This window comes from Paenibacillus sp. FSL R7-0273, assembly GCF_000758625.1.
Classification (GTDB): Bacteria; Bacillota; Bacilli; order Paenibacillales; family Paenibacillaceae; genus Paenibacillus_AQ.
This window is the reverse complement of sequence record NZ_CP009283.1, coordinates 3,408,222-3,432,810: the sequence shown is the minus strand read 5'-3', so window position 1 is coordinate 3,432,810 and position 24,589 is coordinate 3,408,222. Positions and strand designations below refer to the sequence as shown.

The window sequence follows — 24,589 nt, the reverse complement described above, 5'->3', positions numbered from 1 at the left end:
TAACTGGGGGGGATTTTGACTATGGAGACGAATTTGAGATACCCGATTGGCCCGTTTGAGCATGCCGGTGAGATTACCGCTGGTGTTACCACCGCGTGGATCAAGGAAATTGAAGAATTACCGGGACAATTGCGGGAGGCCGTAAAAGAGTTGAACAATGAACAGCTGGATACCGCCTATCGTCCGGGCGGATGGTCGGTGCGGCAGGTTGTCCACCATATTGCAGATAGTCACATGAATGCTTATGTACGCTTTAAACTGGCGCTTACTGAGAACCAGCCGGTAATTAAGCCCTATGACGAGGCAGAATGGGCCGGGCTGCCGGATTATGCTTTGCCGGTTGAGCCATCCCTTTTGCTCATCGAAAATCTGCATCAGCGCTGGGTTACCGTTTTGCATGAACTGACTCCTGCCGATCTGGAAAAGACCTTTATCCATCCGGAATCCGGCGTAGTTTCATTAGGCAGAAACATCGGCATTTATGCCTGGCACGGCAAGCATCATCTTGCCCATATTACCTCGCTGTACAGCCGCCTGGGCTGGTAAAACAATCCCAATACAACTAAAAAACCTGCCAAGGAAAATGGATAAGCCATTCAGACCATCCCTTCCTAGGACAGGTTTTGTGTATTACTGCTGTTTTACAAATTCATAAAACGCCAGGGCTTGCCCATAGTCCGTAAAGCCGGCCTGGGCCAGCTTGTCGCTGCCGCCGCCTTTGCCGCCGAAGCCGCTGAGGTGCTCCTTAAAGAACGCTCCGCAGGACAGCCCGGCATTTCCGCTCTGGGCGAACACCAGCTTATTCTCAGCCGCTGACAGCAGCAGGACCGGCAGATCGGTCAAGGCAGTCAGCTTAGCAGCGAGGCTCTGCAGATCCTTAAGTGATTTCTGTTCATAAGTCTGCGCGATGATCCGGCTGCCTTCCTCCTGTGCCGCCAGCAGCTCATTTGCTGCATAGCCGTCATTCAGCTCTTTTAGCGCTGTAAGCTCGGCCTGAAGCTGCTTTTGCTCCTGCTCCATTTTTTCAATCCGGTCCATAATCTCGTCCTTGCCGGTATTGAATTTGGCGGACAAGGCGCTCAGAATACGCACATTATCATTGAACTCGGCCAGTGCGCGGCCGCCGCATTTAAACGTCACCCGGATGTTACCCTTCTGCTTGTCCGCTCTCAGCAGCTTGATCATTCCGATCGCTCCGGTTGAAGGGACGTGAGTGCCGCCGCATGCATTATATTCAATGCCCTCGATCTCCACGATCCGGATATTCTCGGTTACTGTAGGCTGCTTCACCAGCGGCAGGCGGGCAAGCTCTTCCCCGCTCACGAAATAGCTGGTGATGCTGCGGTTCAGAACAATCTGCCGGTTAACCTCAGCCTCCACCTCCAGCATCCGGGCCGGTGACAGCTCTGTCAGCTCAACATCGATCGTCGCATAATCGGTTCCGAGGTGGAAGCTTACCGTCACCGCTTCGCACAGCTCACGGAACACTGCTGACAGCAGATGCTGGCCGCTGTGCTGCTGCATGTGATCGAATCTGCGCTCCCAGTCGATTGTACAGCTGACTTCAGCGCCTCCCGGAAGGCTGGCCACTTTGTGGAACACTTCGCCCTCTTCAAGTATGACATCCAGCACCGGAATGCCGCCGATGGTTCCGGTATCGCACGGCTGCCCGCCACCATGCGGATAGAAGGCTGTCTGCTCCAGAACGAGATACAGCCCGTCTTCTTTTTCCTCAATCCGGCTGACCCTTGTCTCCCAATCCTGTATATAAGCTGATTCATAATATAATTTATCAGTCATTAGTCTGCTTCGCTCCATTTCTGTCTACAGCTCCGGCTTCGGCTGGTCCGAAGAACCGCTCCATAATGATATAGTCTTTACCGCCCTTATTGAACGACTTCCCGGTTACAGCAAGTCCAAACTTTTGATAGAAAGCGGCTTTATTGCTCCGTGCATTGCAAAAGATTCTCCGGACTCCGCGCGACTCCGCCTCCTCCAGCACATGCTGCAGCAGCCTGCTGCCGTAGCCTCTGCCCTGCTCTGCTTCCAGAGTGGCGAACTTGCGGAACTGTGCTTCATCGCCTTCAATAAATAAAGACACTGCGGAGATTAGCCGCTCCTGCTCAAGCAGCCCGTAATGCTCTCCCGCATCGTCATCGTCCAGCTTCACATAATCCAGCTCACGCTCCGGCCACATCACCTCATGCCTCAATTGCCATGCCTGTTCCTTAGAAATGAGCCTGATATCCATACTTCCACCTCGATTACGTCTGTTTAATGCATCGTATCCCAGATCTGCTTGCCGATCAAGATTACCGTTACCGCAATGAACAGCGGGCGGATATACCCGGCCCCCTTGCGGATCGCGAATTTGGAACCGATTAATGCCCCGGCAACCATAGGCACGCCCAGCAGCAGGCCGTATGAATAGCTGACCGAGCCCAGTGCAATGAACGTAAGCAGACTTGAGATATTGCTGGCGAAATTCAGCACCTTGGCATTGCCGGCTGCTGTCACGAACTCAAAGCCCAGCATCAGAAAGGCAAAGATCAGGAACGATCCTGTGCCCGGTCCGAAAAAACCGTCATAAAACCCGATGATCAGGGCGACCAGCATGCCGGTCAGCCGTGTTTTGCGGCTGCTGCCGGAGAAGGTGGACACATCGCCCCACGATTTTTTGAACAAGGTGTAGACCGTAATCACCACCAGCATCACGATGACCAGCGGCTTCAGAAACTCCGACGGCACCTGCCGGACAGTAAAAGAGCCAGCGACTGCCCCGGCGATAGAGAAGGGTATTAACAGTCTGATAAGCTGAAAGTTAATTTTACCTGATTTTATAAATGAGACCGTACTGGTAAAAGAGCACATGGTGCCTGCCAGCTTGTTCGTTCCAAGCAGCAGATGCAGCGGTATACCCGCCGACAGCAGCGCCGGAATCGAGATCAGCCCTCCGCCGCCCACTACAGAATCAATAAATCCGGCCAGAAAGCCGCACACCACCAAAACAATGATCATTCCTGTACTAATATGCTCCATCCCCGGCCTCCTGCTATGTATACTGTCAGTATCTAATCCCAGCCATGCTCCATAAACCAATCCCCGCGGCCGAATGTATCCATAGCTTTTTTCATGAATGGAAGGGTATTATCCGGGAGACTGTCCGCGTCAAACCAGCTGAGATCATCACATTTATCCGGCTCCATATTGCTCACTTCTCCCGACCACTCCTCAGCGCGGAAGAAAAAATCAATCCGTTCCCCGCCCGGGGTCCTGATATGCATCGTCCCCAGCATGTGCAGCTGTGCCGGGTCAATCCGGACACCCGTTTCCTCCCGCGCTTCGCGGATCGCTGCCATCTGCAGTGTCTCCCCGCCGTCCAGCTTTCCGCCCGGAAAACCGTAATAACCGTCCATATGTCCTGTATTACAGCGTCTAAGCAGCAGCACCTGGCCGTCCTTGACCAGCATGATATGCACAACACTGAGCAACCGGAAGTCCGGCATTTGAATCTCTCCCTTCTCCTGGAATAAAAAAAGAGCAGCAGGATCATCTCCTGCCGCTCCCTAAAACCCGTCTTGATGCAGACGTCACTTATAAGAATTCTGTTCATTCTTCTTATAAGTTGTCTTGTCATCGCTAAGGGACTCCTTGCGGATGTCGAGCTTCTTCTGCTCCATCTGCTGTGCCTGCTGGCTGGTTACTGCCGCATGGTCCAGCTCATCCACAGTGTTCATCAGGTTCTTATCCGGTTTGGCGTGATCTGTCACTGTTATGCCTCCTAAGGTTACTTATGGTTACACCTTATTATGGCAACCGGCAGCCCTGATTATTCGGAGTCAACGTTGTGATAAACCTGCTGTACATCGTCGAGCTCTTCCAGTGCGTCGATCAGCTTCTCGAACTGTGCTTCTGCATCTTCCGGGATCTCCACATAGTTCTGCGGAAGCATGGTAAGCTCGGCTACGGTGAATTCAGTAATACCGGCCCCGCGAAGCGTCTCCTGTACAGCATGGAACTGGTCAGGCTCAGCGTATACGATGACCGCCTCGTCCTCTTCCAGCACATCGCGTACATCAACATCGGCTTCAATCAGCAGCTCCATTACTTCTTCAGCGGATTTACCCTCCAGGCCGATAACAGCTGTCGGATCAAACATATACGTTACGGACCCGCTGACACCCATGTTGCCGCCGTTTTTGCTGAATGCAGAACGGACAAGCGGAGCCGTGCGGTTCACGTTATTGGTCAATGCATCGATGATAATCATTGAGCCGCTTGGTCCGAAGCCTTCATAACGCAGCTCCACATAGCTTTCGTCGCCGCTGCCTTTAGCTTTTTCCAGGGCGCGGTCGATAATGGCCTTCGGTACATTATAAGTTTTGGCGCGTTCCAGAACGACCTTAAGCGCACGGTTCGATTCCGGGTCCGGCTCGCCTTTCTTCGCTGCTACATAAATCTCAACGCCGAATTTGGCGTAGACCTTACTTGTATTGGCATCCTTGGATGCCTTCTTCTCTTTAATATTATTCCATTTACGGCCCATAGTGTTCGACTCACTTTCCAACATAAGTTATAAACAGTCCGTTATATTATACCTCTCTTGGGACGATCCCGTAAAGGGCATAGGAGCTCTGTTTAGAAGTCCAGCAGCGCCAGCACGCGCTCTTTGCCCAGTGCCTGAACGAGTACAGGAACCCTCGGACCCTCCGGCTGCTGCAGAATCAGCTGATAAAGGATGGAAAACAGTGCCTTTTGATTGCTCCTCATCGTCTTTTTGTCAGCATCGTGACAAATAGCGTAAACCTGCTGCATAAACTCCGTTTCATCGGAAAATCCGGTACGGAGCAAGCTGCAGAATGCTATTACCCGCTCCTGCTCGGCAGGTTCAAGCGATTGATACAACACCCGGTCCGGACTGGTGTTAGCCGTAACCAGCTTATGCGGAGCATAATGTCTGATCCAGTGCTCGGCCCGTTCTGCGGTTTGCCGGAATAATTCGGCTTGACCGGCATGTCCGCCATCCTGATCCAGCAGCCTTTGCAGCAGCCCGCTGTCCCAGTTGATCAGCGGCAGCAGGGCCGCAGCCTGGCTGAAGCCCGGCGCTTTCAGCTCTGCAGGATTTCTCCGGGCCAGCTCGAGAGCCGCACGCAGGTCTTCACTTTCCAGCTGCCCTGCGGCATAAGCTTTACAATAGCGCTCGAATTCCGTGTAATTCCGCAGCACATCCTCATCCAGGCCGATACTGAAGGCAGCATCCGGCTGGTATTTGGCGAACATGAACAGGATCGGCTCCGGCCCGTATACCTTCAGCAGGTCCTCCGGCGTATAGTTATGCCCGGACGAGCTGGACATTTTGGCATGGCTGCCCTTGATGCTGATGAACTCATAGGGAACGTAATACGGCGGCTGGTTTCCGAATATCCGCTCCGCGATGACCTTGGCTACATTATAGCTCCCCGTCTCGGACGAATGATCGCGGCCGCCCGGCTCGAACACAACCTGCTCCATCCCCCAGCGCATCGGCCAGTCTATTTTCCAGTGCAGCTTGATGTTTGAGGCCTGGGGAACGTGCAGCGTGTTGTAGCAGCCGCATTTGCAGCTGTAGATGATGTCCTCCGACTCCCCGTCAAAAGCGTGGACGCTGGTCGAATCTTTTCCGCAGCGCTCGCAATAGACCTGAATCGGGTAAAAGGCTGCCCGGTCCTCCTCTGTGGCTTTGCCTGTTTTGAACATCATCAGGATATCGTAAATTTCCCCTCTGCTGCGCAGGGCATGGAGTATGGCCTGATTATATCTGCCCGACTGATACTCACGGCTCTGATAGATAAATTCAGGCAGGATGCCAAAAGCGCTCAGCGCTTGTTCAAACTCCTGCTCGTAGTGCTCAGCATAAGAAGCATGGCTGCCGCATGGACATGGGACCTTGGTGTAGGGCAATCCGATATACTGCTCATATGAAGCGTCCAGCTGCGCGGGAACCTTGCGGAACCGGTCGAAATCATCCCACGAAAAAATAAAGCGGACCTCCTTCCCGGCTTTCTGCAGCGCCTGAGTGACGAAGGAAGTGGTGACAATTTCGCGGAAATTGCCGATATGAACCGAGCCCGACGGGCTTATGCCCGAGGCGCATACAAAGGTCTGGCGCTCAGGATGACTGCTGATCAGGTCGTTTGCGATTTTTTGTGCCCAATGCATGTTAATAATCTCCTCTGCTCTTTAATAAAAAACAAAAAAGCCCCCGCCTCAAGATTGTCATCTTGAGGACGGGAGCTGTCATAAGCACCGTGGTACCACCTCTGTTCGCGGACATGTTGCCAGGACCGCCTCTTCGGGTACGGCCATCACGCTTATACCCTAGCTCTGTAACGGGAGCTCCCGTCATACCATCCTTGGGCGCTCTAAACACCCAATTCCGTATGCAGCTCAGAGACTTTATTCGTCAGGCACATTGCTGCTCCATTTCACCGGGCTGGAGCTCTCTGGGAGCAACGTTTGCTTAACTACTCTTCTCTTCATCGCTTTTCTTATTCGATTAAACCTATTTAAACATGATTTGCTGTGATTTTTCAAGCTTAAATTTCGGCTGCATATCAAGCTACAACTCAATGAAAAAGATTTTGAATACGCCTAAGTAACGCTTCTTCGCTGTGATATCGCCAATAAAGGTGCTGCTGTCCTGAATGTCCGGCAGACTGAAAACGGAAAAGATTATGTAATTATCCCGCTCTGAAATGTTCTCCACCAGCGGCCGGACTACAGCCTGATTAAGGCTTTCTGGCAGCGACGCGCCAAGTATTTCCTTCAGGTCTTCCACAGCATATTCCGCAAAATCCTCAATGGACGGATTAAGCAGCGCAAGCACCCCTGCCAAAATCACAAGCAAAATAAACAAATTTCTGATTCTTCCCGGCTTGGCCCGGCGCTCAACCTGCTGATCAAAATATGGGTCCATATCATCCCTCCTTCTGTAACCATAATTCATTTGGGTATATATGTAAATGATGTTTGTACTGGGTTCAGCGCAGCTGAATGCTACAGGCAGGTATTCAATGCCGCTATTTTCTGCTACACTGGCTTCACTATTGTTATTGAGGAGCTCTGACGGATGTTATCAAATGAAGCTTTTACAGCAGTATTATTTCTATTACTAACCATACTGGCAGTCATCGTCTGGGTGATCAGCTTCATCAAACCGTCGATGCTTAGCCGCAGAAATGCTTCCTCCGGGAAATCCCGCAAGCGTGTTAAAAAATTCTCTCTGCTTGCAGTGGCTGTAAGTTTAATTCTTACTATTGTTACTGCACCGGGAACCACGCTGCTTGAAAAGGCTACTTCATTACAGAATTTTTTTATATTTAGAGACTTCAAAGTGATTGGCACATTCATATACACTTCAAAAACAATGGACGCTGAAGTTACCTCTGTCATTGACGGCGACACCTTCCGAATCCGGACCAATGAAGGTAGTACTGAAAAAGTACGCATGCTGCTGATTGATACCCCGGAAATTGGAGAACAGCCAGAGCCCTATGCTCTGGAAGCGCGTGAATACACGAAGGAGCTCCTTTCAGGACAAACCGTACAACTTGAATTTGACGAATCGGAGCGTGATCAATACGGCAGATTGCTCGCCTACGTATATGTGGATAATCGGATGGTTAATGAGCTGCTGCTGGAGAAGGGGCTGGCCAGAGTGGCTGTTTTCCCGCCGGACACCAGGTATGTTGATGCTTTCAGGGAAATTGAAACGAAGGCTCGTGAAACCGGGCTCCGGGTTTGGAGCATCGACAACTATGTGACTAACAGGGGATTTAATGCCGATGCGGCGACAACTAAGCAGTAGAATGGTTGACGGGCTGGCCGCTGCTGAGTAACCTCCATTCAACAAATCCATACTCACAGGATAACTGCACATTATACAACTAAAATGCCTGTTTTTCCCCGGATTACGCGTATAAGTGTATTCTGTGCAACTAAAAATCAGCAAAATGCTCATTTTGGTTATTTCCGGCAGGAATAGTTGCACAAACTACAGCTAAACGCTGCAGCCGCAGAGTTTCGTGCTTTTTAAGTGTACAGAGTGCAGCTATTCCTCGCAGCAGAGCTTCCAACAAAAGCGAGCTTAACCCGGTACCGGCAAAATATCAAACAGGGATGTCCCTCCGCCGCTCAGGCAGACCGGAACATCCCTATTTTCCCTGTCCTAATTTACTTCAGCGGTTCTACACCCACACTTCATTCGCGGTCTCAATTACGAGCCGGATTTTGTCCCACTGCTCTTCCTCGGTAAGAATATTTCCTTCCTCCGACGAGGCAAAGCCGCATTGCGGGCTGAGACACAGCTTGTCGATATCCACATATTCGGCAGCTTCGGCGATCCGCAGCTTCAGCTGTTCTTTATTCTCCAGACCGCCATGCTTTGTAGTGACAAGGCCGAGCACCACAAACTGGTCTTTGATGAACCGCAGCGGCGCGAAGTCACCGGAACGCTCGTTATCGTATTCGAGGAAAAAAGCATCCACCCGGGCCCCGCCGAACAGCACCTCCGCAACAGGCTCATAGCCTCCGGCCGCGAACCATGTTGAACGCAGGTTGCCGCGGCACACATGCAGCGCAATCGTCATGTCCCCGGGCTTGTCAGCGATACTTTCGTTAATCAGCCGTACATAGTCACGGGCCAGCTGATCCGGATCAACGCCTCTGCTCCGCAGATGTGCCCGGTGCCTCCCGCTCGACAGGGTCCCCCAGGTCGTATCATCCAGCTGCAGATAACGGCAGCCCGCATCATAAAATGCCTGTATAGCTGAACGGTACACCGCAATAATATCCTGAAACAGCTGATCCCGGTCAGGATAGATCTCATTTCCGTTATAATCCTGCACAAAGTGGAACAGGGACGGGGCAGGAATCGTCATTTTAGCCATAGTATCGCCGGACATCTGTTGCAGCTTCATGTAATCAGCTAACATCGGGTGATTGCCAAAAGATATTTTCCCCGTAATCTTAAAGCTCTCCGCCCGCTGTGTGTTTTCCTTAGCCGAGCCGCTTCCCTGGTTAAGAATAATTTTCTGGGTGCCCGTTATCCCGAGGAAGAAATCCAGATGCCACCAGGAGCGGCGGAATTCGCCGTCGGTAACAGCCTTAAGTCCCAGAGCCTTTTCCTGCCCCAGTAAATCAGCAATCTCTCTGTCCTCAACCTCCTGGAGCTGTGCAGCAGTTATCTCTCCCAGATCATACAGGCTGCGTGCGGTCTTGATCCCCTCAGTGCGCAAAAAGCTGCCAACAATATCATAGCGAAAGGGCGGGGCGTTTCGGGCGGTACCGGTAATTGGACTGATCATAGTGCCCTCCTGCTGTTATAGTAAGAATTGATTCATGTCAAAATAACTGCTGGCCACCAGATCATTCAGCAGATCGATATAGGCGGACATTATCTCACTCGGCCTGCGGTCCTTATGGGCAATCCAGCCGACAGTAAAAACCTCATTGCTCTCAAACGGGATCGTCACCATTCCATCACCGTTCAGGTCGGAAGCCATAATACCGGTCCCGATGGTATAAGAATCACTGCCCAGCAGCAGGTTCGTAAGCGTTGCGCGGTCTGTTACTTTGATATTTTTCTCAATCTGGGTGAAGCTGAGCATCTCCTCAGAGAAATGCAATGAATTGTTGTCCCCCTGCTCAAAGGTAATATACGGGAACGGCAAAATATCCTCCAGCACAATCGTCTCTTTGGCAGCGAGCGGATGGGCAGCTCTTACATAGACATGCGGGTTGGTATTGAACAGCGGCGTAAATTTGAGGTTTCCGTCACTGAACAGCTTGTTCATTACCTTATAATTGCTCTCGTTGATATACAAAATGCCTAACTCGCTGCGCAGCGTGCGCACGTCTTCAATAATGTCGAAGGTTTGTGTTTCCCTCAGACTGAAATTGTACTCGGCCAGCTTCCGTTCCTTTATCAGGTGCGCAAAGGCATCCACAACAAAGGCATAATGCTGGGTGGACACGGAAAAATAAACCGGACTGCGCTTTTTCCCCGTATACCGGTTCTCCATGAACTCGGTCTGCTCGATAATCTGCCGGGCATAGCCCAGAAACTCTACACCTTCGGCTGAAATGCTGATTCCCCGGTTAGTCCGTTCAAAAATAGTAATGCCCAGCTCGTTCTCCAGCTCTTTAATCGCATTGGATAGACTGGGCTGCGACACAAAAAGCCGTTTGGCCGCTTCGTTCATCGAGCCGCTGTTTGCAATTTCAATGGCATAGCGGAGCTGCTGCAATGTCAAACCTGTTCCTCCTCTTACCCAAGGCTGCTGCCCTCTGCGTATCTGGCTTATAACTAGTAGAATACCTTTAATTCAGGTCCGGTGTCTACCGGGGCCGTTTTTTAGCGGCATCGATCTGTGAGGGATCAAGCCCTTCCCAGATATTATCGATCTTCACCTGCTCCGGATGCTCGAACACCAGAAAGGCTGTCGGCAAATAGCGTTCGCCGTATTGCGAGGACGGTTTGTTGACGATCTCATTGTCCTTCACCAGCACTGTGGATGAGCCGCCGTCCAGGTTGGCCGCAATCACTGCGCCATGCTTGAGCATAATCTGCTGGACATCATACAGATTGGCACCGATGCTGTAGCCCGGCTGTCTGCCGTCGATTACCACAAACAGCAGCGCGCCGTCAGCACGCTGGCCCATGGCCGTTCTCGGGGCGATGCCCCAGCCTTCGGCCGCATTTTTGATCAGCCCTTTACCGTTCACGATAATCCGCGGCTGAAACGAAACAGCCTCCTGGACTCCGAGCTTGCCCAGCTCTTCCAGCGAATAGTTTCCGGCAATCATTTTGCCCTGTTTGTCGATCCCCACAATCTGTGTGGACGTCTTTCCGCCAAGCCCGTTATAAAAAAGCTTTCCCTGGGAAATCACCAGCCCGATCGGCTTAAATCCGTTGCCCTTCCATTCCGGATCTGCGAAGCCTCCGCCGTTCACTCCGGCAATGGCTCCCGTACGAGCTACCATACTGGATACCTTTTCACCCGAGCCCGCTTTATCCGGAATGCCCAGACGGACTTTGGTAGGATCGTTGACGGTCATGACATAACCCGAATAGCCCGATCCGCTAACCTGTTCAATCTCCACCAGCGGCTTCTCATCCTTCACCTCTGCAGCTTCAGCAGCAGCTTCAGTCACAGGAGCAGTAATGGTATGGGTATCTACCTCGTCCCCCATATGAATAAAGCGCTGGTTATATTCAGCCACCCTGTTCTTCAGTTCTTCCTCGCCGATAATATATTTAGCCATGTAACGGTGCTGTGTTGTAATTAAAGTATCTGCTATCAGATAGCGGAAGTTTAGGGCTGAGGGTGCAAAATAGAGCCACCCCATTCCGATGGTCAGCAGCAGCAGGCAGAACATAAATCCTCTGGCCAGTTTACGCAGAAAGCTTACTTTCCTGCGTTTCTTTTTGACAGCTTTCTTCTTCTGGGCGCCTTGGCGCCGGGGCGATGCTGAAGTACTCACTTCTGGATTCCTCCTTGGTCTTGCCTATCAAACAAAATGTGGCAGTCTCGTATTCTCCCATGATAGACGATCTTCTGAAAGTAAAGGTTTCAGTATTTTCATATAAAAAACCATAATTTGTAACAAAAAGAAAGCCCCCTTGTTAAGAGAGCTTCCAAAACAGGATTTTATCTTCTGATTAGCCGTGTCTGCCGACTCCGCCTCCGCTGCTCGCATTGCCACCGCCACCGGATGATCCTCTGCTTGAAGAGCTTGAAGAGGAGGTAGAGCTTGATGAGGAGGAGGAGCTGGAAGACCTTCCTTCGTTACCGCTTCGTGAAGAATGCCGTCCGCTTCCGCCACCGCTGCTGTAGCCTCCGCCGCCATGATTACTTGCGCTGCCGGAATTGCGTCCTGTGCCGCCTCCGCTGCTTGACCCGCCGCCTCCGTGATTAGTGTCCCAGAAGCTTTTCCCGCTGTGTGCCGGTTCTGGTCTGCGGGATGAGGCAAAGCTGCGGCGAGGCCGGTGGCGACGGTTGTACCAGCGGCTGCCAAAGCCGTATCCCGGCTGCCCGTGCCATGTCCCGTAGCGGCGGATATTACGCTGGCTGTACGGATTAATCGGCACACCGTAGCGGGCAATATGACTGTTCCGGCGTGAGGCAGCCAGGCTGATCAGGCCAGCAATGCCCAGGAAAATGCCTATTACCGCAAAGCCTTTGCCTCTGGAAATGGGCTCCGTGACCGTTACGGGGGCTTCACCGGACTCTGGAGCTTTAGCTGTATCCGTAACAGCTCCTGAAACTCCGGCGGCTACTGTACCAGATGCTTCCTGAGGTGCTATGGCTGCCGGACTATAATCCGCTCTGGCCAAAAAGAAGCTGAACATTTCATTTGCCGCTGCTGTAACTCCTGCCGCATATTTTTTTGCTGCAAATTGAGGCTCTAACGCATTGTTCAGTATCTCTCCGATCACTTCATTCGTCAGAGTAGTATCTACCTCTTTGCCTTGCAGCACATGATAATTGTCGCCTTCAATATCGAGCACCAGCATGACATCCCTGGGACCTGCACCTACCGAGGCGTACTTGGCGTAGGTATAATCCTGCAGCGTTTTGCTGCCGGAATTTTTAACCGTTACGAAATAAATGCCGCTGCCGGTCGTTGTTTTGTAGCGGTTGCTGGACTGGTTAAGATAAAGTCTGGTAACCTGCGGAAGCACACCGGCATTGTCGGCTACAAAATTCCGCGTGCCGAGCGGCTCCGTCCAGACCCCGCCCAGGCTTTCAATCAATGCACCGTAGGTTTTGCGGGCTCCGGCTGTATATTCCTTCCGGGCAAAATCCGGCTCCAGTGACTCGGCGAGAATCTGCGACAGCGTACTGTCGGGGAGTGAGCTTTTTAAGCCGTCACCCTGCAGCACCCAGTAATCATCGTCCTTAACAGAGAGCAGCAGCAGCACACCGTTATCCTTATCTGCCTCACCGATTCCCCAGCTGTTAAACAGCGTCTTCGCGTACTCCTCCATTGCAGCTCCGCCGGTGGATTCTACCGTAACCAGCACCACCTGCGCTCCCGTCTCCTGATGCAGCTTAACGCCGTAGTTGACCATATAATTCTCTGCTTTCAGGTCAATAACCCCGGCAAAGTCATTCACATAAAAAGCATCCGTATGCTCCGGCACCGCCGGCTTGGCCCAGCTTACCTCCGGCTGCAGCAGCATAACACTGAGCAGCATCGCAACCAGCGTAACTATGATCCCTTTGTGCTTCATATAAATCCCCCTGCTTGTCTGTTCTAGTTTTAATATCGGCTTTGCTAGCGGTCATTGTTAAAATTTTCTATAGGGCTGTTGAATTCTGCGAGACTATCTGCTACTAATTATATGCTGTATTCTATTACTCATTACTAATATTAATCATAATAAGAATAAATATAGTAGGTAATAGCCGGGATACTACTTTAGGCTATTAGGAGGCCGTGAGGGCCAGAATCAAAGGCATTTTTGCCTTTGATTTGCCTCATTCAGCCCCGCGGGCCGGATTCAAAGGCACTTTTGCCTTTGATTTGGCTCATTTAGCGGCGCAGGCCGGAATCAAAGGCACTTTTGCCTTTGATTTCGCACATTCAGCTGCGCGCGCCTGAATCAAAGGCACTTTTGCCTTTGATTTGCCTCACCCTAACTCAAAACAAACCCGCCCGGCATCTGCCAGACGGGTCCTTTTTAAGCTAAAACTAGAATAATGACGCCGGGATCATTTTACGTCCGCCTTTTATCAGCGTTGACTCAAGCATTTCACCTTTGTCTCCGCCGAAATACAGCTGCCAATATACGCCGAACCGCACACTGACATCATTCTTTACCAGCTCCGGCGGCGTCACGATCAGCCACTGGAACCTTAGAGCCTTAGAAATCTCAAAGACGGGATCAAGCACGTTGTTGGACACCATCTCCCCGAACGGGTTGTCATAGAGGAAGACGGTCCAGCCCTTGTTCTCACGGTTAACCCGCTTATGGGTCATGATCATCATCGCCACAAGCAGCTGTACCGACTGGCGCTGACCGCCGCTGCCGACTGCTTCGTCAAGTGCACCGCGGTTGATGACTTCCCAATCGGAATAGTGGAACTCCTCAGGTGCCGCATACAGGAAATAATTCTCCGTTACTGGCTTGTATACCTGAAGCACAGGGAAGCGGTTCTGCATAGCAGCGTACACGAGTTTACCGTCATTGATCAGCTCCTTAACCGCTGCCGCCGGCACCTGCTCGATCTTCGGATATTTCTCCAGCAGACTGCTGATGCAGCGGTTGAAATAGTCGCTGACCAGCGGCTCAATGTCATCTGTCGTCTTGGGCACGGTAATATGCTTATAATTCAGCTTCACCAGCGGAAAAGCATGACCGTTCTCGTTGTGAATAATCATCCGCCGCTCCATGCGCTTGAGTATATCCGTAATCTGTACGACCCGCTTGGCCGCACGTCCGACCCACAGCTTGCGTGAGAGCTCCATGCTCTCCTTATCGCTGCGGATGCTCTCAATCTGATCGCGCGAGCTCTGCAGCATTGAATCCAGCACCTGCCCTGCAATAAAGAAGTCCTCCCAGTGAACGGTGTTCAGCCGCTCCTGGATTTTGGTCTCCAGCTCATTGCTCCAGCCGCACTTGGCCAGCTTGCCGCTCAAGTTGTTTTTCTCTTCTTTTACTTTACGGGTAAGCTCAGCCCTCTGTGCACGGCTTTCTTTACTCTGCAGCAGCCAGTCAGCAACCATATGCTCACAGCTTTCGCGCACCTGAAGCTGTACTTCCTCCGGTATATCACGGAGCTGAACGCGGCCCTCCACATGAGTGTCCAGAATCTGTCTCTGATTGCCCAGCATTTGGAGCCGTTGATCCACAGCAGTGAGCCGTTGTTTACATAGGCTTAACTGCCGCTCATTCTCACGGGCATCCTCCGTAATCTCCTGCTCTTTGACAGAGAGTACGTCAGTCCATAATTCCACAGGCCGTTCATGTTTCTCTTTGATAGACTTTTCGGTTTTGCGCAGATCCTTCTGCAGATTCTCAAGAATCGTCTGGCAGCGGATGTAGGATTCGCGTACGCTCTGGTAATCCTCCTCGAGATATACCGTCTCATTCTTCTGCCGCGCCCGGGCTGCCGTTATTGCTTCAGGTGTATCCTGCGGCTCAGGCGCTTTTTGCCAGTCACGGTCGACCTGATAGACAGCAGCTTCAAGCTCTCTCAGCTGTTCACCTGCACGCTTAATGTTACCCTGCCGTGTGCGGATTTCCAGCTCATTATGAGTCAGAGATTGCTGCAGGCTCTCCACTGTACTAAGCAGCTGCAGCATTGTATTCTGTGCATCAGGGTTCAGCTCTTCCTCTTCCAGAATTTCAATTTGACGGTCATTCGGGAAAACAAGCTCCGGGAACCAGCTCTGCAGCCTTGGGAACAGCGAATAGCGGGTGTCACCGATCCACTGCTCCCGCAGCAGTGCCGCATTCTCCATCTCCGTCTTTAGCTGAACCAGTCCCTGGTCTTTTACTGAGATTTCCTTAACCAGCGCCTGTCTGCGGTCCACCGCTCTCTGCTTATCCTTGTAATCCTGCTCCTGCTTCCGGGTCCGTTCTTCCCACAGCCGCAGGGCCTGGGCTCTTTGCTCCAGTCCGGTCTTCTCCTGCTCGTATTCATTAAGCTCCTTCTGAATAGAAGCAAGCAGCTCTTCATTATCACTGATCTCTGTCTTTAGACCGGCAACCGCTGTATCCAGCTCTTTCACAACCAGCTCCAGCTCAAGAAGCTTGGCTTTCAAGCTTACCGTATGCTCGCCCTGGAACAGCCGCTCAAACTCCTGACGGGCTGTTTTCAGCTTGGACAGATAATTTTCCGCGTCCTGAAGCTCTTCCTCCTGCTCCTTTAGCCGGGAGGCGATTCCCCGCTTCCAGTCGTTGAACTGCTCCGGCTGCAGAACCATCTGCGGCCCCTGATTCGCCAGCAGGAGGAACGGCTCCACGGCTGCTGCTCCTCCCATTTCCTCGCGGATAAAGACCGGCACAGCCGATTTAAGGATCACATTCTTCAATGCATCCTCCGGGATTTTGTCCGCTTCGCGCTGTGTAACAATCAGACCGTATGGGAGCAGCGGATGACGTCCAAGCTCTTCCTCTCGCTGCAGATAACTAAGGTCATTCAGGTAGGAGCTCCCGGACATGGAGCTGATCTTGAGACCATCCAGCCTGTCCTTGACGGTAAGCACATCTGCATTAGGCAGCCAATAGGGTTCCTGCTGCAGCTCTACGTCCAGCTGCTGGTGATAATACTCTCTGCGCAGACGCTTGGTCTGCTGCTCTGTATCATCCAATCTGCGGATGAACCGCTCCTGAATCAGGGCTTTTGCTTCAAACAGCGCGGTTGCCCCCAGCACCTGATGCTCTTCGTACAGCTCAAGCAGCACAACAAGCTGTGACCACAGCTGCGATTCCCGGCCCATTTGCGCTTCCAGCTGATTATGCAGCCCGCCCGTTTGGCGCCGTTCAGCGGCCAGCTTAGCCTGAAGCTCCGCCAGGTTCGTGCGCAGGCTAAGCTTACGCGCTTCCCCCTGACTACGCAGAGCAGTGCGTTCCGCAATTGAATCCGTTATAGTATTGGCGGCCAGCAGTGTCCGCTGCAGCGCAGGCCCAGGCGCACTTGCAGCTTCCTGTCCATGCCGGGAAGCGAACACGCCTGCTTCCTCGGTGAACTGACGAATGGAGCCGGTAAGCTCATTAATCCGGCTTTCCAGTCCGCCCAGCTCCAGAACATAGCTCTCCCGTTCTTTACGCAGCCCTGCTTCTTCAGCTGAAAGTCCCTGCTGGCGTCCTGCGAAGCCGGAAAGCTGCTGCTGCCACAGCCGGTAGACCTGATCCCACTGCAGGCGCAGCTCCTCCTTGGCACTCTGGATAACCTCCTGGCGCTCCTTCATTTCAAGCGAGCCTTCGATCGCTTCAATTTCCTTCTGCCATTGGGCGACTTCACGCTTATGCACCTGGCGTTTGGCCAGATATTGCGCTACTTCCAGGCGTTTCTCCTGCTCTTTGGACTCATCAAGCCGTGAACGCGCCCGCCCCTGATTATCGCTGATGGCCTTGAACTCTTCCTGCTTCTGATCATGCTCCTCTTTGCCGCGCAGATAGCTGAGGTTATCCGCCTCAAAGCGCAGCTGCCGCGCCTCAGACTGCAGCCGGACCAGCTCGTCTGCTTGTCTTCCCCGGTTGTCTTCGGCTGATCTTAGCTCGTCATAAATGACCGTATAAATCTGCCGGCCGAGCAGCTCCGTCTCCTGAAAGCTCCGCTCCGCTTCTGCACCCTGCTTGACCAGCTCATGCAGCGGAGCAGCAAGCGCCGTGAACTCGGCAAAAGCCTTCTCCCGCTGCTCCAGCATCGGAAGCCGCTGGGCAACCGTTGCCGTATCGGTGAACATCCGCTGAAGTGAACCATCCTCCTCGCGTGCCCCGTCATTCAGGCTGGAGCCGATCTCCGGTATAATAAGCTTTTCGAACAGATTGTGGTTCGTAAAGGCATCATTTTTCTGAAAATAGCCCTTGATTCCGCCCTCTTCACCGTTAATCTTCTTCATATTGCGCCATTCGCCGATGTGGATATCCCGTCCGGCCAGGAACGCATAATATTTCTTCAGCTCCGCTTGGCTGCTTCCATAGTATATGATCTCGTTGCGCCGTTCCCGTACAAACTGCTGAATCGCCTCAAAGCTTGCCGGACCGCCCTCCTCAGCATTGTAGAGAGGCAGCGTAGATAACGTAATATCCGCATGCTCATCGTATTCGGTCAGTGTATACAGCAGATAATCGACCTTGATCTCAAGCTGATCCGCCGAGCTATGCGCTGTCATGGCAATCCCGGTGGTAATGTATTCATCACGGTTACCGGAGTCCAGCTTCCATTCAATCGCGACGTGGAAGGTATACGGCTTCAGCTGTTTTTTGTGATTATGGAAAAAAGCCTCAACCTGATTCTCATTGTCCTTCCCCCATGAAGTCTTCGGAATCAGCAGCTGAAAAATCGACTGGAGCAGCACCCCTTTTCCCCCGCCGTTCATCAGGGTAATCAGGGTATTCGCCGGTCCTTCTTCGTTGCACAGGTCAAGCACCATATCATCGTATTTCTTGAGCATTTTCTCATATTTCAGTCCGGCGATCCGGATCCGTTCAATGCGCGGCATGGGCGTCCCCCTCCTTCTCCGCCAGTGTGCTGCCGATGAGCGCCTTCAGCTCTTTGTAGCGTTCTACATCGTGATACAGGTAGCGCATCCGCTCATACAGTTCCTCCCGCGGGAAAATCCGTTTTTCATTCTCCGAAATGAACACCAGATGCTCGTCCTCCAGCAGCTTCATCCCTTCATGGATCAGCCCGATCCGGGAATTGGAGCCTCTGGACAGCGTGTCAGTATCCTCCTGGCTTTTGGTCTGCATATACAGGCTGGCCCACACCTTGTACATCGCCTGAATATCGAGCCGCCACTGCTTGCTGAACCTGCCCTCTTCATCCATTTCATACCAGGCCTTCAAAACAGCCGACACCTGATCAGCCAGCTGAATATAAGACATACTATCCTGCCCGGGTTTAAAATGCTGCTCATCCTGATCCATTTCAGCCAAAAACACAAGGATGATGACGTTGATGATATGTAAATGCGTCTTGCGCTCAATCCGTGAATATTTACTCTTCAGCTGGGTGAAGTTGGACGCAAAGCCCGACCCTAACGGATTAACCAGCAGATGCAGGCGGTGACCGGTGTTCATGATCCGGCAGCCTCCTTCTTTGGCCAGATATTGCAACGCATCATAAGCGCCAGTGTCCTGCAGACACTCTGCAGCAGCCGGATCATCCAGCGAAATGACTTTCCGACGCAGCAGGTCAAAGAACAGCCGTGACGCCTGCTGCAGTTGTTCCAATGTATAACTCATGTTCGGACCACTCATCTTTCCTCTATAATAATAGTGTATGGACTCATCTCAAGCCCCGGCCATCTGACTGCCGGCTGCTGCCCGGTACCGGTAATTTTTGTTCTTAGCACCTTGCCCCGCAAAACCTCAAGTTCAGGGTGACTGTCCAGCAGATATTGAATAAGCCTCTGGCATTCGTCCGTTCCGGCAGGACTCTCTGCACCTGACTCCTGTACCTTCACTTCAGCATGGAAAAACTGCGCCCATAAATCAACCGCATTCGGGTTATTCGTCCAGCCAAGCTTTTCTTCTTCAGTAAAAGCCTCTACAGTAAAGGTGAACCTGCCCTCGGCTGCAAGCCCCGCAAATACGGGGTGCCACAGCCCGGCAATCTCCGGCCAGGGTATCGTTTTTGGAATATAGGTCTCTTCCGGTTCTTCCCCGGCATCCTCCGGCTCCTCCAGCCATTCTTCCGGCAAAAATCCGGTCTCCTGCTCCTCCCATGCCCAGGCAAGCGGATAAATGAAGTCCTGCTGAGGTGCGAACAAGCCGCCTACAAGCAGCTCAAGACTGTCCCCGGAGGGAAGCCCGTCACTTTTTACCCATTCCTCCCATACATTGGTCCGGAAGTTAAAGCCGACCGCCCCCCAGAACAGCTCAGGGAAGTTCAGCCGCAGATTCGTTTCCGCTTCAAAAATGCCCAGCACCACCTCGGCCAGCTCATCATGCACCTTCCGCGACAGCTCCACCCGTTCAGACAGCAGCCGGAGCTCGTTGAAATCGATCAGATCCTTTTCATCATTGGCCAGTCGCGCCAGCGAGCGGTGAATGCTATCAAAGTGCCTGCGTTCCTCGTCAAACTGCTGGTGAATCTCCTCCAGCCGCTGATGGCGCATCACGCCGTATTCGCTGAACATATGCTTCGGATTACGGCGCAGAGCGTTGCGGTATTCCTGCTGCTGCTGGGTCATTTTGCGCACCCGGGAGATCAGCTCGTTCACATCCTGCAGCGCCCGCGTAACCCGGCCATGCTTGATGTGCATCTGAATCTCCAGCAGCTTGATGCTGATCTGGAACTCCTCAATAATCTCATGGCTCATGAAGATCAGCTCCATCGCATGCTCGGAAAGCCGGTAGATTGTGGTTCCACTCTCTTCCCAGCTGCTGCGTGTGGCATCCTCATCCACGGTAAAATATTTATATTTCTGCATGGTCATCTGCTGCGTGTGATCATCGTAATATACCGCCTCAAAATCACCGCCGTTGCCGCTCCACAGCAATCCGTCCACCAGCCGTTCCACCGATTCTGCGGTTCCCAGCCCGGTGATCTTAAAGCGCTCCAGCGAGCTCCAGGCCAGACCGACAATATCCTCCTTGGACCGCTGCTCGTTCGATTCCAGCTCCAGATAATAGACCTGAAGGAGCACACTGAGCGCGATCATCTCCTTGTACGGCTGTAGCTCACCGAGATTCATGCCCGCACCAAGGCTCCACAGCGGATTAAGCCGCTTGTTCCGTTCCCCAAAATCTGACCAGTTCATAATGTATAAGCCAACCCCGCCATCAGTTCGAAATTTAAGACAAAATAACATAACCCATATCAGCCCCTGATAGGGAAATATGGGTTAGCAATCACAGATAACTAACATTTTCCTTACGAATATATGTTTCTATTATAGCAATGAAATAAAGAGTTGGCTATGATCCTTGTGGAGGATTCCGCTATAACGTTAAAAAGGACTCCGCTGGAAGCAGAGCCCGTTGCTATCAACACTGGATTAATAGCTTTAGATATATTTCTCCTGCAAAAGATACCGTAAATTCGCCTTTACCCCCGACCACTCCTCATCAATGATGCTGTACAGCACATTATCGACAACATTGCCATCGGAGCTGATCCGGTGCTTGCGGAGGATACCTTCTTTTGTGGCACCTATGCGTTCGATCGCTCTTTGTGACCTCAGGTTACCGCAGACAATTGTAAAATTCACCCGGATCAGTCCAAGCTCCTCGAAGCAGTGCTGCAGCAGCAGTGCCTTTCCTTCTGTATTTACCGGTGTTCTCCAGTATTCAGGGGCGATCCAGGTACAGCCGATTTCCGCGTTGCGGTGGGCATGGTCAATATGCATAATCCGCGAGGTCCCGGCAATTCGTCCGGTAGAACGGTCCAGCATAACAAACGGCAGATCGTGACCCCTGTCTTTGTTCGTAAGCGCCGTATCGATAAGCTGCTCTATCTGTGCGGCGGAGGTGATTTTTCTCCAGGTAAATTCCCAGATTTGCGGGTTGCTTAGAATTGCTGTAAGCTCCGCCGTATGCGCTGCCTCCATGGGAACCATTTGAATGTACGTACCGTTTAATGGTCTGATGTTCTCCGAGATCACACAATTGCCTCCTAAAATGCGGATGAGTTCAAAGCACGCTGCACAACTAAACGCCGATCTCCTCTTAAAAGATCAGCTACCCCTAGATTGTAAACGATCCGCCTGTCCTCTGTCTGTATGGTTTTGATAAAAAAACAGCCCCGTTTGTGTAAAAACGGAGCTGCTGCATATTAATGAAGAAACTTTTTATTTCCGCCCGGCAATCTCAGCGGCAATCAGCCGGGCCAGCTCATCTATGCTCATCGGACCGGCATCTCCGCCGTCCCGCTTCCGCACAGAGATTGTGCCGGAATTACGCTCATTGTCACCAAGCACGAGCATATAAGGCACCTTTTCCAGCTGGGCTTCCCGGATCTTCAGGCCTAGCTTCTCATTACGCACATCCGCCTCAACCCGGATTCCGGCAGCGGCCAGCGCCTGCTTCACCTCGAAGGCATAGTCCGCATGATTCACCGATACTGGAAGCAGCTTCACCTGGACCGGAGACAGCCATACCGGAAAAGCGCCGCTGAAATGCTCTGTCAGAATCCCGATAAAACGGTCGATCGACCCGTATACCGCGCGGTGAATGACTACCGGACGGTGCTTCTGGCCGTCTTCGCCGACATAAGTCAGGTCGAATTTTTGCGGCATCTGGAAATCCAGCTGCACTGTGCCGCACTGCCAGCTCCGTTTTAGCGCGTCGAGGATGTGGAAGTCAATCTTCGGCCCGTAAAAAGCGCCGTCTCCCGCATTGATCCGGTACGGCAGGCCGCGGTTTTGCAGCACCTTTTCCAGCGCAGCCTCCGCCTGATCCCAGAGTGACTCCTCACCCATATAATCCGCCGGACGAGTGGACAGCTCCACCTTGTATTCAAAGCCAAACACATTATAAATATGGTCGATTAAGTCCAGCACCTGCCCGATTTCTGCTTCGATTTGCTCCGGCAGCACGAACAGGTGGGCATCATCCTGGCAAAAAGTGCGGACACGCATCATCCCGTTCAGCGAGCCGGAGGACTCGTTGCGGTGCACCTGCCCGAATTCAGCCAGTCGGATCGGCAGCTCCCGGTACGAGTGCAGGTTATTTTTGAAGATCAGCATATGCCCGGGACAGTTCATCGGCTTCAGTGCAAACTTTGCTTCGTCCGCCTGAGTGAAATACATATCGTCCTTGTAGTGGTCATAGTGTCCGGATTGCTCCCACAGCCGGTTGTTCATCATCAGCGGTGTACGGACCTCACTGTAATCCCGCTCGCGCTGCAGTCCGCGGCTGAAATCCTCCAGCTCTGTGCGGATAATCATCCCTTTAGGCAGATAGAATGGCATGCCCGGTGATTCCTCGGAGAACATGAACAGCTCCAGTTCCTTGCCGAGCTTGCGGTGATCCCGTTTCTTGGCTTCCTCGAGCATATGCAGATGCTCATCGAGCTGGGCTTTTTTCAGGAAAGCCACACCATAAATCCGCTGCAGCATCTTATTATTCGAATCTCCGCGCCAGTAGGCTCCGGCCACGCTCATGAGCTTGAACACCTTGATTTGGCCAGTTGAAGCCAGATGCGGCCCCCGGCACAGATCGGAGAATTCCCCCTGATCATAAATACTGATGACAGCGTCCTCCGGCAGATCACGGATCAGCTCCAGCTTAAGCGGCTCCTCCAGGTCTGCGAACAGGCTAACCGCCTCATCGCGGCTGACTTCCCGGCGGACAATAGGCAGATTTTCCTTAACAATGGCATTCATTTCCCGCTCAATTGCTGCCAGATCCTCGACCGACAACGGCTGCTCGATATCCACATCGTAGTAGAACCCGTCTTCTATGACCGGACCGATGCCCAGCTTCACCTTTGTGCCGCCGTATATGCGTTTAATGGCCTGTGCCATCAGATGTGCAGTGCTGTGCCGGTGTACGTCATGACCTTCTTTGCTGTCCAGTGTCACAATCTCAACCCGGCAGTCTTTTTCAAGACGATGATGCAGGTCTACCAGCTTGCCGTCTACTTTTCCTGCTACTGCATTTTTCTTCAGGCTGGAACTTATCGATTCCGCTACTGCACTAATATCAGTGTTATACGAATACCCCTTTATTTGTCCATCCGGCAGTGTTACTTTGATCTCCATGATTATAGCCTCCGTCACTTCAAGGTAATTGAACATTTGAACGCAAAAAAACGCATCTCTCCCGAAAAGGGACGAGTGCGCTTAAGCTCGTGGTTCCACCCTAGTTTGACCTGCACTGTAACAACCCCCTGCTGTCAGGCGGAAGCTAAGTCGCATAATCCTCATGGTATCCGGTATCGGGGATAAGTCGGTGGCATTTACAGCCGCCCTGACAGCAGGGAGGGTTCAGTGCCACGGCTGCAAAGGGGTAACATCCGGCCGGTCTCTGTAAGAAGCTCTCACCACTCACTTCTCTCTCTGGTCAGTCCTTGGAGGATATCCTGTCTTTGGTCAATGCCTTGGTTATGATGTTGCTTGATGTTGATGGTTACATATTACTCAATGACAATCTTAAAAGTCAAGAGCCAATGTGAAAAACAATTCAACCGCCCGGTTAAGGTTAACCAGCAGCTGCTACACTGATCCGTGTAACAATCTGTCCGATTTCCTCAACGGTTGCTGCTATATAATCCGCGCCGCTGGCGGACAATTCCGATTCCGAACCATAGCCGATCAGTACGCCGATGGAGGCTACACCACAGGCTTTTGCCCCGATAATATCATGCTCCCGGTCGCCGATCATTACTGCCTCCCCAGGTGTTATTCCACCCTGCTCCAGCACATACCGGATCACCTCGGCCTTTTTGGAGCGGGTACCATCCAGATTGCTGCCGGCTACATGACGGAAATACCTCTCCAGCCCGTAATGCCTGATAATCTGTTCTGCGAACACGGTAGGCTTAGACGTAGCCACATACAAGGTGTATCCCTTGGCTCGCAGAGCCTCCAGCAGCCCGGGAATCCCCGGAATGACAGCATTCTCGAACATCCCCACTGTACTGTAGCGTTCACGGTAATGCACCACGGCCTGTGCTGCATCCTCCGCGGGTAAGCCCTGAATCTGCACAAAAGAATCATAGAGCGGCGGCCCGATATACGGCAGCAGCAGGTCCAGGTGCTCCACCGTTATTCCGAACTTGTTCAGTGCATATTCCACACACCGGGTAATCCCCTCTTTCGGATCAGTCAGTGTACCGTCCAAATCAAATAAAATATGCTTCAGCTCTCCATTCATCTTGCAGCTCCTCCCGCAATATGTATTGTTATTCACCGGTGCCTAACC

The 24,589-nt window shown here is 52.3% G+C and carries 21 protein-coding genes and 1 other annotated feature; of the genes, 3 read left to right on the top strand and 18 right to left on the bottom strand.

All coding sequences use genetic code 11. The features are described 5' to 3' along the window. The first annotated feature begins 21 nt into the window (after window positions 1-21). On the top strand, window positions 22-546 hold the full coding sequence (locus tag R70723_RS14810; RefSeq protein WP_039873037.1) for a YfiT family bacillithiol transferase: 525 nt from the start codon (window positions 22-24) through the stop codon (window positions 544-546). Between the two features lie 84 nt (window positions 547-630). On the opposite strand, the gene R70723_RS14805 is transcribed toward R70723_RS14810, so the two are convergent. The 8 genes from R70723_RS14805 to R70723_RS14770 all read right to left on the bottom strand — a co-directional run bounded on the left by R70723_RS14805 (window position 631) and on the right by R70723_RS14770 (window position 6,955). Then, window positions 631-1,800 carry an alanyl-tRNA editing protein gene (locus R70723_RS14805; RefSeq protein WP_039873036.1) on the bottom strand — a complete coding sequence of 390 codons (1,170 nt, stop codon included), beginning with the start codon at window positions 1,798-1,800 and terminating at the stop codon, window positions 631-633. Then, window positions 1,793-2,251, bottom strand: coding sequence for a GNAT family N-acetyltransferase (locus R70723_RS14800; protein ID WP_039873035.1), 459 nt, complete (start codon window positions 2,249-2,251; stop codon window positions 1,793-1,795). Before R70723_RS14800 ends, R70723_RS14805 begins: the two co-directional genes overlap by 8 nt. Before the next feature lie 23 nt (window positions 2,252-2,274). Continuing rightward, window positions 2,275-3,039 carry a TSUP family transporter gene (locus tag R70723_RS14795; RefSeq protein WP_039873033.1) on the bottom strand — a complete coding sequence of 255 codons (765 nt, stop codon included), beginning with the start codon at window positions 3,037-3,039 and terminating at the stop codon, window positions 2,275-2,277. A 32-nt stretch (window positions 3,040-3,071) separates the two neighbouring features. Further along, window positions 3,072-3,506, bottom strand: coding sequence for an NUDIX hydrolase (locus tag R70723_RS14790; protein ID WP_039873031.1), 435 nt, complete (start codon window positions 3,504-3,506; stop codon window positions 3,072-3,074). Window positions 3,507-3,590: 84 nt separating this feature from the next. Then, window positions 3,591-3,770 (bottom strand): hypothetical protein, encoded by a 180-nt coding sequence (locus R70723_RS14785; RefSeq protein WP_039873030.1) that lies wholly within the window; start codon window positions 3,768-3,770, stop codon window positions 3,591-3,593. A 59-nt stretch (window positions 3,771-3,829) separates the two neighbouring features. Continuing rightward, window positions 3,830-4,546 carry a YebC/PmpR family DNA-binding transcriptional regulator gene (locus R70723_RS14780; RefSeq protein WP_039873029.1) on the bottom strand — a complete coding sequence of 239 codons (717 nt, stop codon included), beginning with the start codon at window positions 4,544-4,546 and terminating at the stop codon, window positions 3,830-3,832. Between the two features lie 92 nt (window positions 4,547-4,638). Next, window positions 4,639-6,198: a lysine--tRNA ligase gene (gene lysS / locus R70723_RS14775; protein ID WP_039873027.1), complete on the bottom strand. Its 1,560-nt coding sequence runs from the start codon at window positions 6,196-6,198 to the stop codon at window positions 4,639-4,641. Between the two features lie 61 nt (window positions 6,199-6,259). Further along, window positions 6,260-6,528 (bottom strand) — a binding site (T-box leader). A gap of 70 nt (window positions 6,529-6,598) precedes the next feature. Further along, the gene (locus tag R70723_RS14770; protein WP_039873026.1) at window positions 6,599-6,955 is read right to left on the bottom strand and encodes a hypothetical protein; all 357 of its coding nucleotides are present in this window, start codon (window positions 6,953-6,955) and stop codon (window positions 6,599-6,601) included. 153 nt (window positions 6,956-7,108) lie between these two features. On the opposite strand from R70723_RS14770, the gene R70723_RS14765 reads away from it, so the two are divergent. Further along, window positions 7,109-7,846, top strand: a complete 738-nt coding sequence (locus R70723_RS14765; RefSeq protein WP_052421321.1) for a thermonuclease family protein — start codon at window positions 7,109-7,111, stop codon at window positions 7,844-7,846. A 379-nt stretch (window positions 7,847-8,225) separates the two neighbouring features. Here the strand turns inward: R70723_RS14765 and R70723_RS14760 are convergent, their stop codons facing one another. The 4 genes from R70723_RS14760 to R70723_RS32085 all read right to left on the bottom strand — a co-directional run bounded on the left by R70723_RS14760 (window position 8,226) and on the right by R70723_RS32085 (window position 13,276). Then, window positions 8,226-9,344 (bottom strand): 5-methyltetrahydropteroyltriglutamate--homocysteine S-methyltransferase, encoded by a 1,119-nt coding sequence (locus R70723_RS14760; protein WP_039873025.1) that lies wholly within the window; start codon window positions 9,342-9,344, stop codon window positions 8,226-8,228. A 15-nt stretch (window positions 9,345-9,359) separates the two neighbouring features. Continuing rightward, window positions 9,360-10,292, bottom strand: a complete 933-nt coding sequence (locus tag R70723_RS14755; protein WP_039873024.1) for a LysR family transcriptional regulator — start codon at window positions 10,290-10,292, stop codon at window positions 9,360-9,362. Window positions 10,293-10,377: 85 nt separating this feature from the next. After that, window positions 10,378-11,523, bottom strand: coding sequence for a phosphodiester glycosidase family protein (locus tag R70723_RS14750; RefSeq protein ID WP_039873023.1), 1,146 nt, complete (start codon window positions 11,521-11,523; stop codon window positions 10,378-10,380). Window positions 11,524-11,701: 178 nt separating this feature from the next. Beyond that, window positions 11,702-13,276, bottom strand: a complete 1,575-nt coding sequence (locus R70723_RS32085; RefSeq protein WP_052421320.1) for a TPM domain-containing protein — start codon at window positions 13,274-13,276, stop codon at window positions 11,702-11,704. Window positions 13,277-13,482: 206 nt separating this feature from the next. Between R70723_RS32085 and R70723_RS33410 the strand changes: the two genes are divergently transcribed. Then, window positions 13,483-13,647 carry a hypothetical protein gene (locus R70723_RS33410; RefSeq protein ID WP_156123815.1) on the top strand — a complete coding sequence of 55 codons (165 nt, stop codon included), beginning with the start codon at window positions 13,483-13,485 and terminating at the stop codon, window positions 13,645-13,647. A gap of 90 nt (window positions 13,648-13,737) precedes the next feature. Here the strand turns inward: R70723_RS33410 and R70723_RS14740 are convergent, their stop codons facing one another. From R70723_RS14740 to R70723_RS14715, 6 genes are all read right to left on the bottom strand, one after another. Next, complete coding sequence (locus R70723_RS14740) at window positions 13,738-18,219, bottom strand: coiled-coil domain-containing protein (RefSeq protein WP_039873022.1); 4,482 nt, start codon at window positions 18,217-18,219, stop codon at window positions 13,738-13,740. After that, a complete protein-coding gene (locus R70723_RS14735) occupies window positions 18,206-18,964 on the bottom strand; it encodes a DUF6063 family protein (protein WP_039873021.1) in 759 nt (252 codons plus the stop codon). Before R70723_RS14735 ends, R70723_RS14740 begins: the two co-directional genes overlap by 14 nt. An 11-nt stretch (window positions 18,965-18,975) precedes the next feature. Continuing rightward, window positions 18,976-20,484 carry a hypothetical protein gene (locus tag R70723_RS14730; protein WP_039873020.1) on the bottom strand — a complete coding sequence of 503 codons (1,509 nt, stop codon included), beginning with the start codon at window positions 20,482-20,484 and terminating at the stop codon, window positions 18,976-18,978. Window positions 20,485-20,730: 246 nt separating this feature from the next. Continuing rightward, window positions 20,731-21,327, bottom strand: coding sequence for a GNAT family N-acetyltransferase (locus R70723_RS14725; protein ID WP_144026922.1), 597 nt, complete (start codon window positions 21,325-21,327; stop codon window positions 20,731-20,733). A 186-nt stretch (window positions 21,328-21,513) separates the two neighbouring features. Beyond that, window positions 21,514-23,427 carry a threonine--tRNA ligase gene (gene thrS / locus R70723_RS14720; RefSeq protein ID WP_039873019.1) on the bottom strand — a complete coding sequence of 638 codons (1,914 nt, stop codon included), beginning with the start codon at window positions 23,425-23,427 and terminating at the stop codon, window positions 21,514-21,516. Window positions 23,428-23,866: 439 nt separating this feature from the next. Continuing rightward, entirely contained in the window at window positions 23,867-24,541 is a 675-nt protein-coding gene (locus tag R70723_RS14715) for an HAD family hydrolase (protein WP_039873018.1), read from the bottom strand. Between the last annotated feature and the right edge of the window lie 48 nt (window positions 24,542-24,589).

Bases quoted from the DNA above. Each gene is read 5' to 3' on its own strand.
- R70723_RS14810 (WP_039873037.1), top strand. From the start codon at position 22: ATGGAGACGAATTTGAGATACCCGATTGGCCCGTTTGAGCATGCCGGT.
- R70723_RS14805 (WP_039873036.1), bottom strand. From the start codon at position 1,800: ATGACTGATAAATTATATTATGAATCAGCTTATATACAGGATTGGGAG.
- R70723_RS14800 (WP_039873035.1), bottom strand. From the start codon at position 2,251: ATGGATATCAGGCTCATTTCTAAGGAACAGGCATGGCAATTGAGGCAT.
- R70723_RS14795 (WP_039873033.1), bottom strand. From the start codon at position 3,039: ATGGAGCATATTAGTACAGGAATGATCATTGTTTTGGTGGTGTGCGGC.
- R70723_RS14790 (WP_039873031.1), bottom strand. From the start codon at position 3,506: ATGCCGGACTTCCGGTTGCTCAGTGTTGTGCATATCATGCTGGTCAAG.
- R70723_RS14780 (WP_039873029.1), bottom strand. From the start codon at position 4,546: ATGGGCCGTAAATGGAATAATATTAAAGAGAAGAAGGCATCCAAGGAT.
- lysS (WP_039873027.1), bottom strand. From the start codon at position 6,198: ATGCATTGGGCACAAAAAATCGCAAACGACCTGATCAGCAGTCATCCT.
- R70723_RS14770 (WP_039873026.1), bottom strand. From the start codon at position 6,955: ATGGACCCATATTTTGATCAGCAGGTTGAGCGCCGGGCCAAGCCGGGA.
- R70723_RS14765 (WP_052421321.1), top strand. From the start codon at position 7,109: ATGTTATCAAATGAAGCTTTTACAGCAGTATTATTTCTATTACTAACC.
- R70723_RS14760 (WP_039873025.1), bottom strand. From the start codon at position 9,344: ATGATCAGTCCAATTACCGGTACCGCCCGAAACGCCCCGCCCTTTCGC.
- R70723_RS32085 (WP_052421320.1), bottom strand. From the start codon at position 13,276: ATGAAGCACAAAGGGATCATAGTTACGCTGGTTGCGATGCTGCTCAGT.
- R70723_RS14740 (WP_039873022.1), bottom strand. From the start codon at position 18,219: ATGCCGCGCATTGAACGGATCCGGATCGCCGGACTGAAATATGAGAAA.
- R70723_RS14735 (WP_039873021.1), bottom strand. From the start codon at position 18,964: ATGAGTTATACATTGGAACAACTGCAGCAGGCGTCACGGCTGTTCTTT.
- R70723_RS14730 (WP_039873020.1), bottom strand. From the start codon at position 20,484: ATGAACTGGTCAGATTTTGGGGAACGGAACAAGCGGCTTAATCCGCTG.
- thrS (WP_039873019.1), bottom strand. From the start codon at position 23,427: ATGGAGATCAAAGTAACACTGCCGGATGGACAAATAAAGGGGTATTCG.
- R70723_RS14715 (WP_039873018.1), bottom strand. From the start codon at position 24,541: ATGAATGGAGAGCTGAAGCATATTTTATTTGATTTGGACGGTACACTG.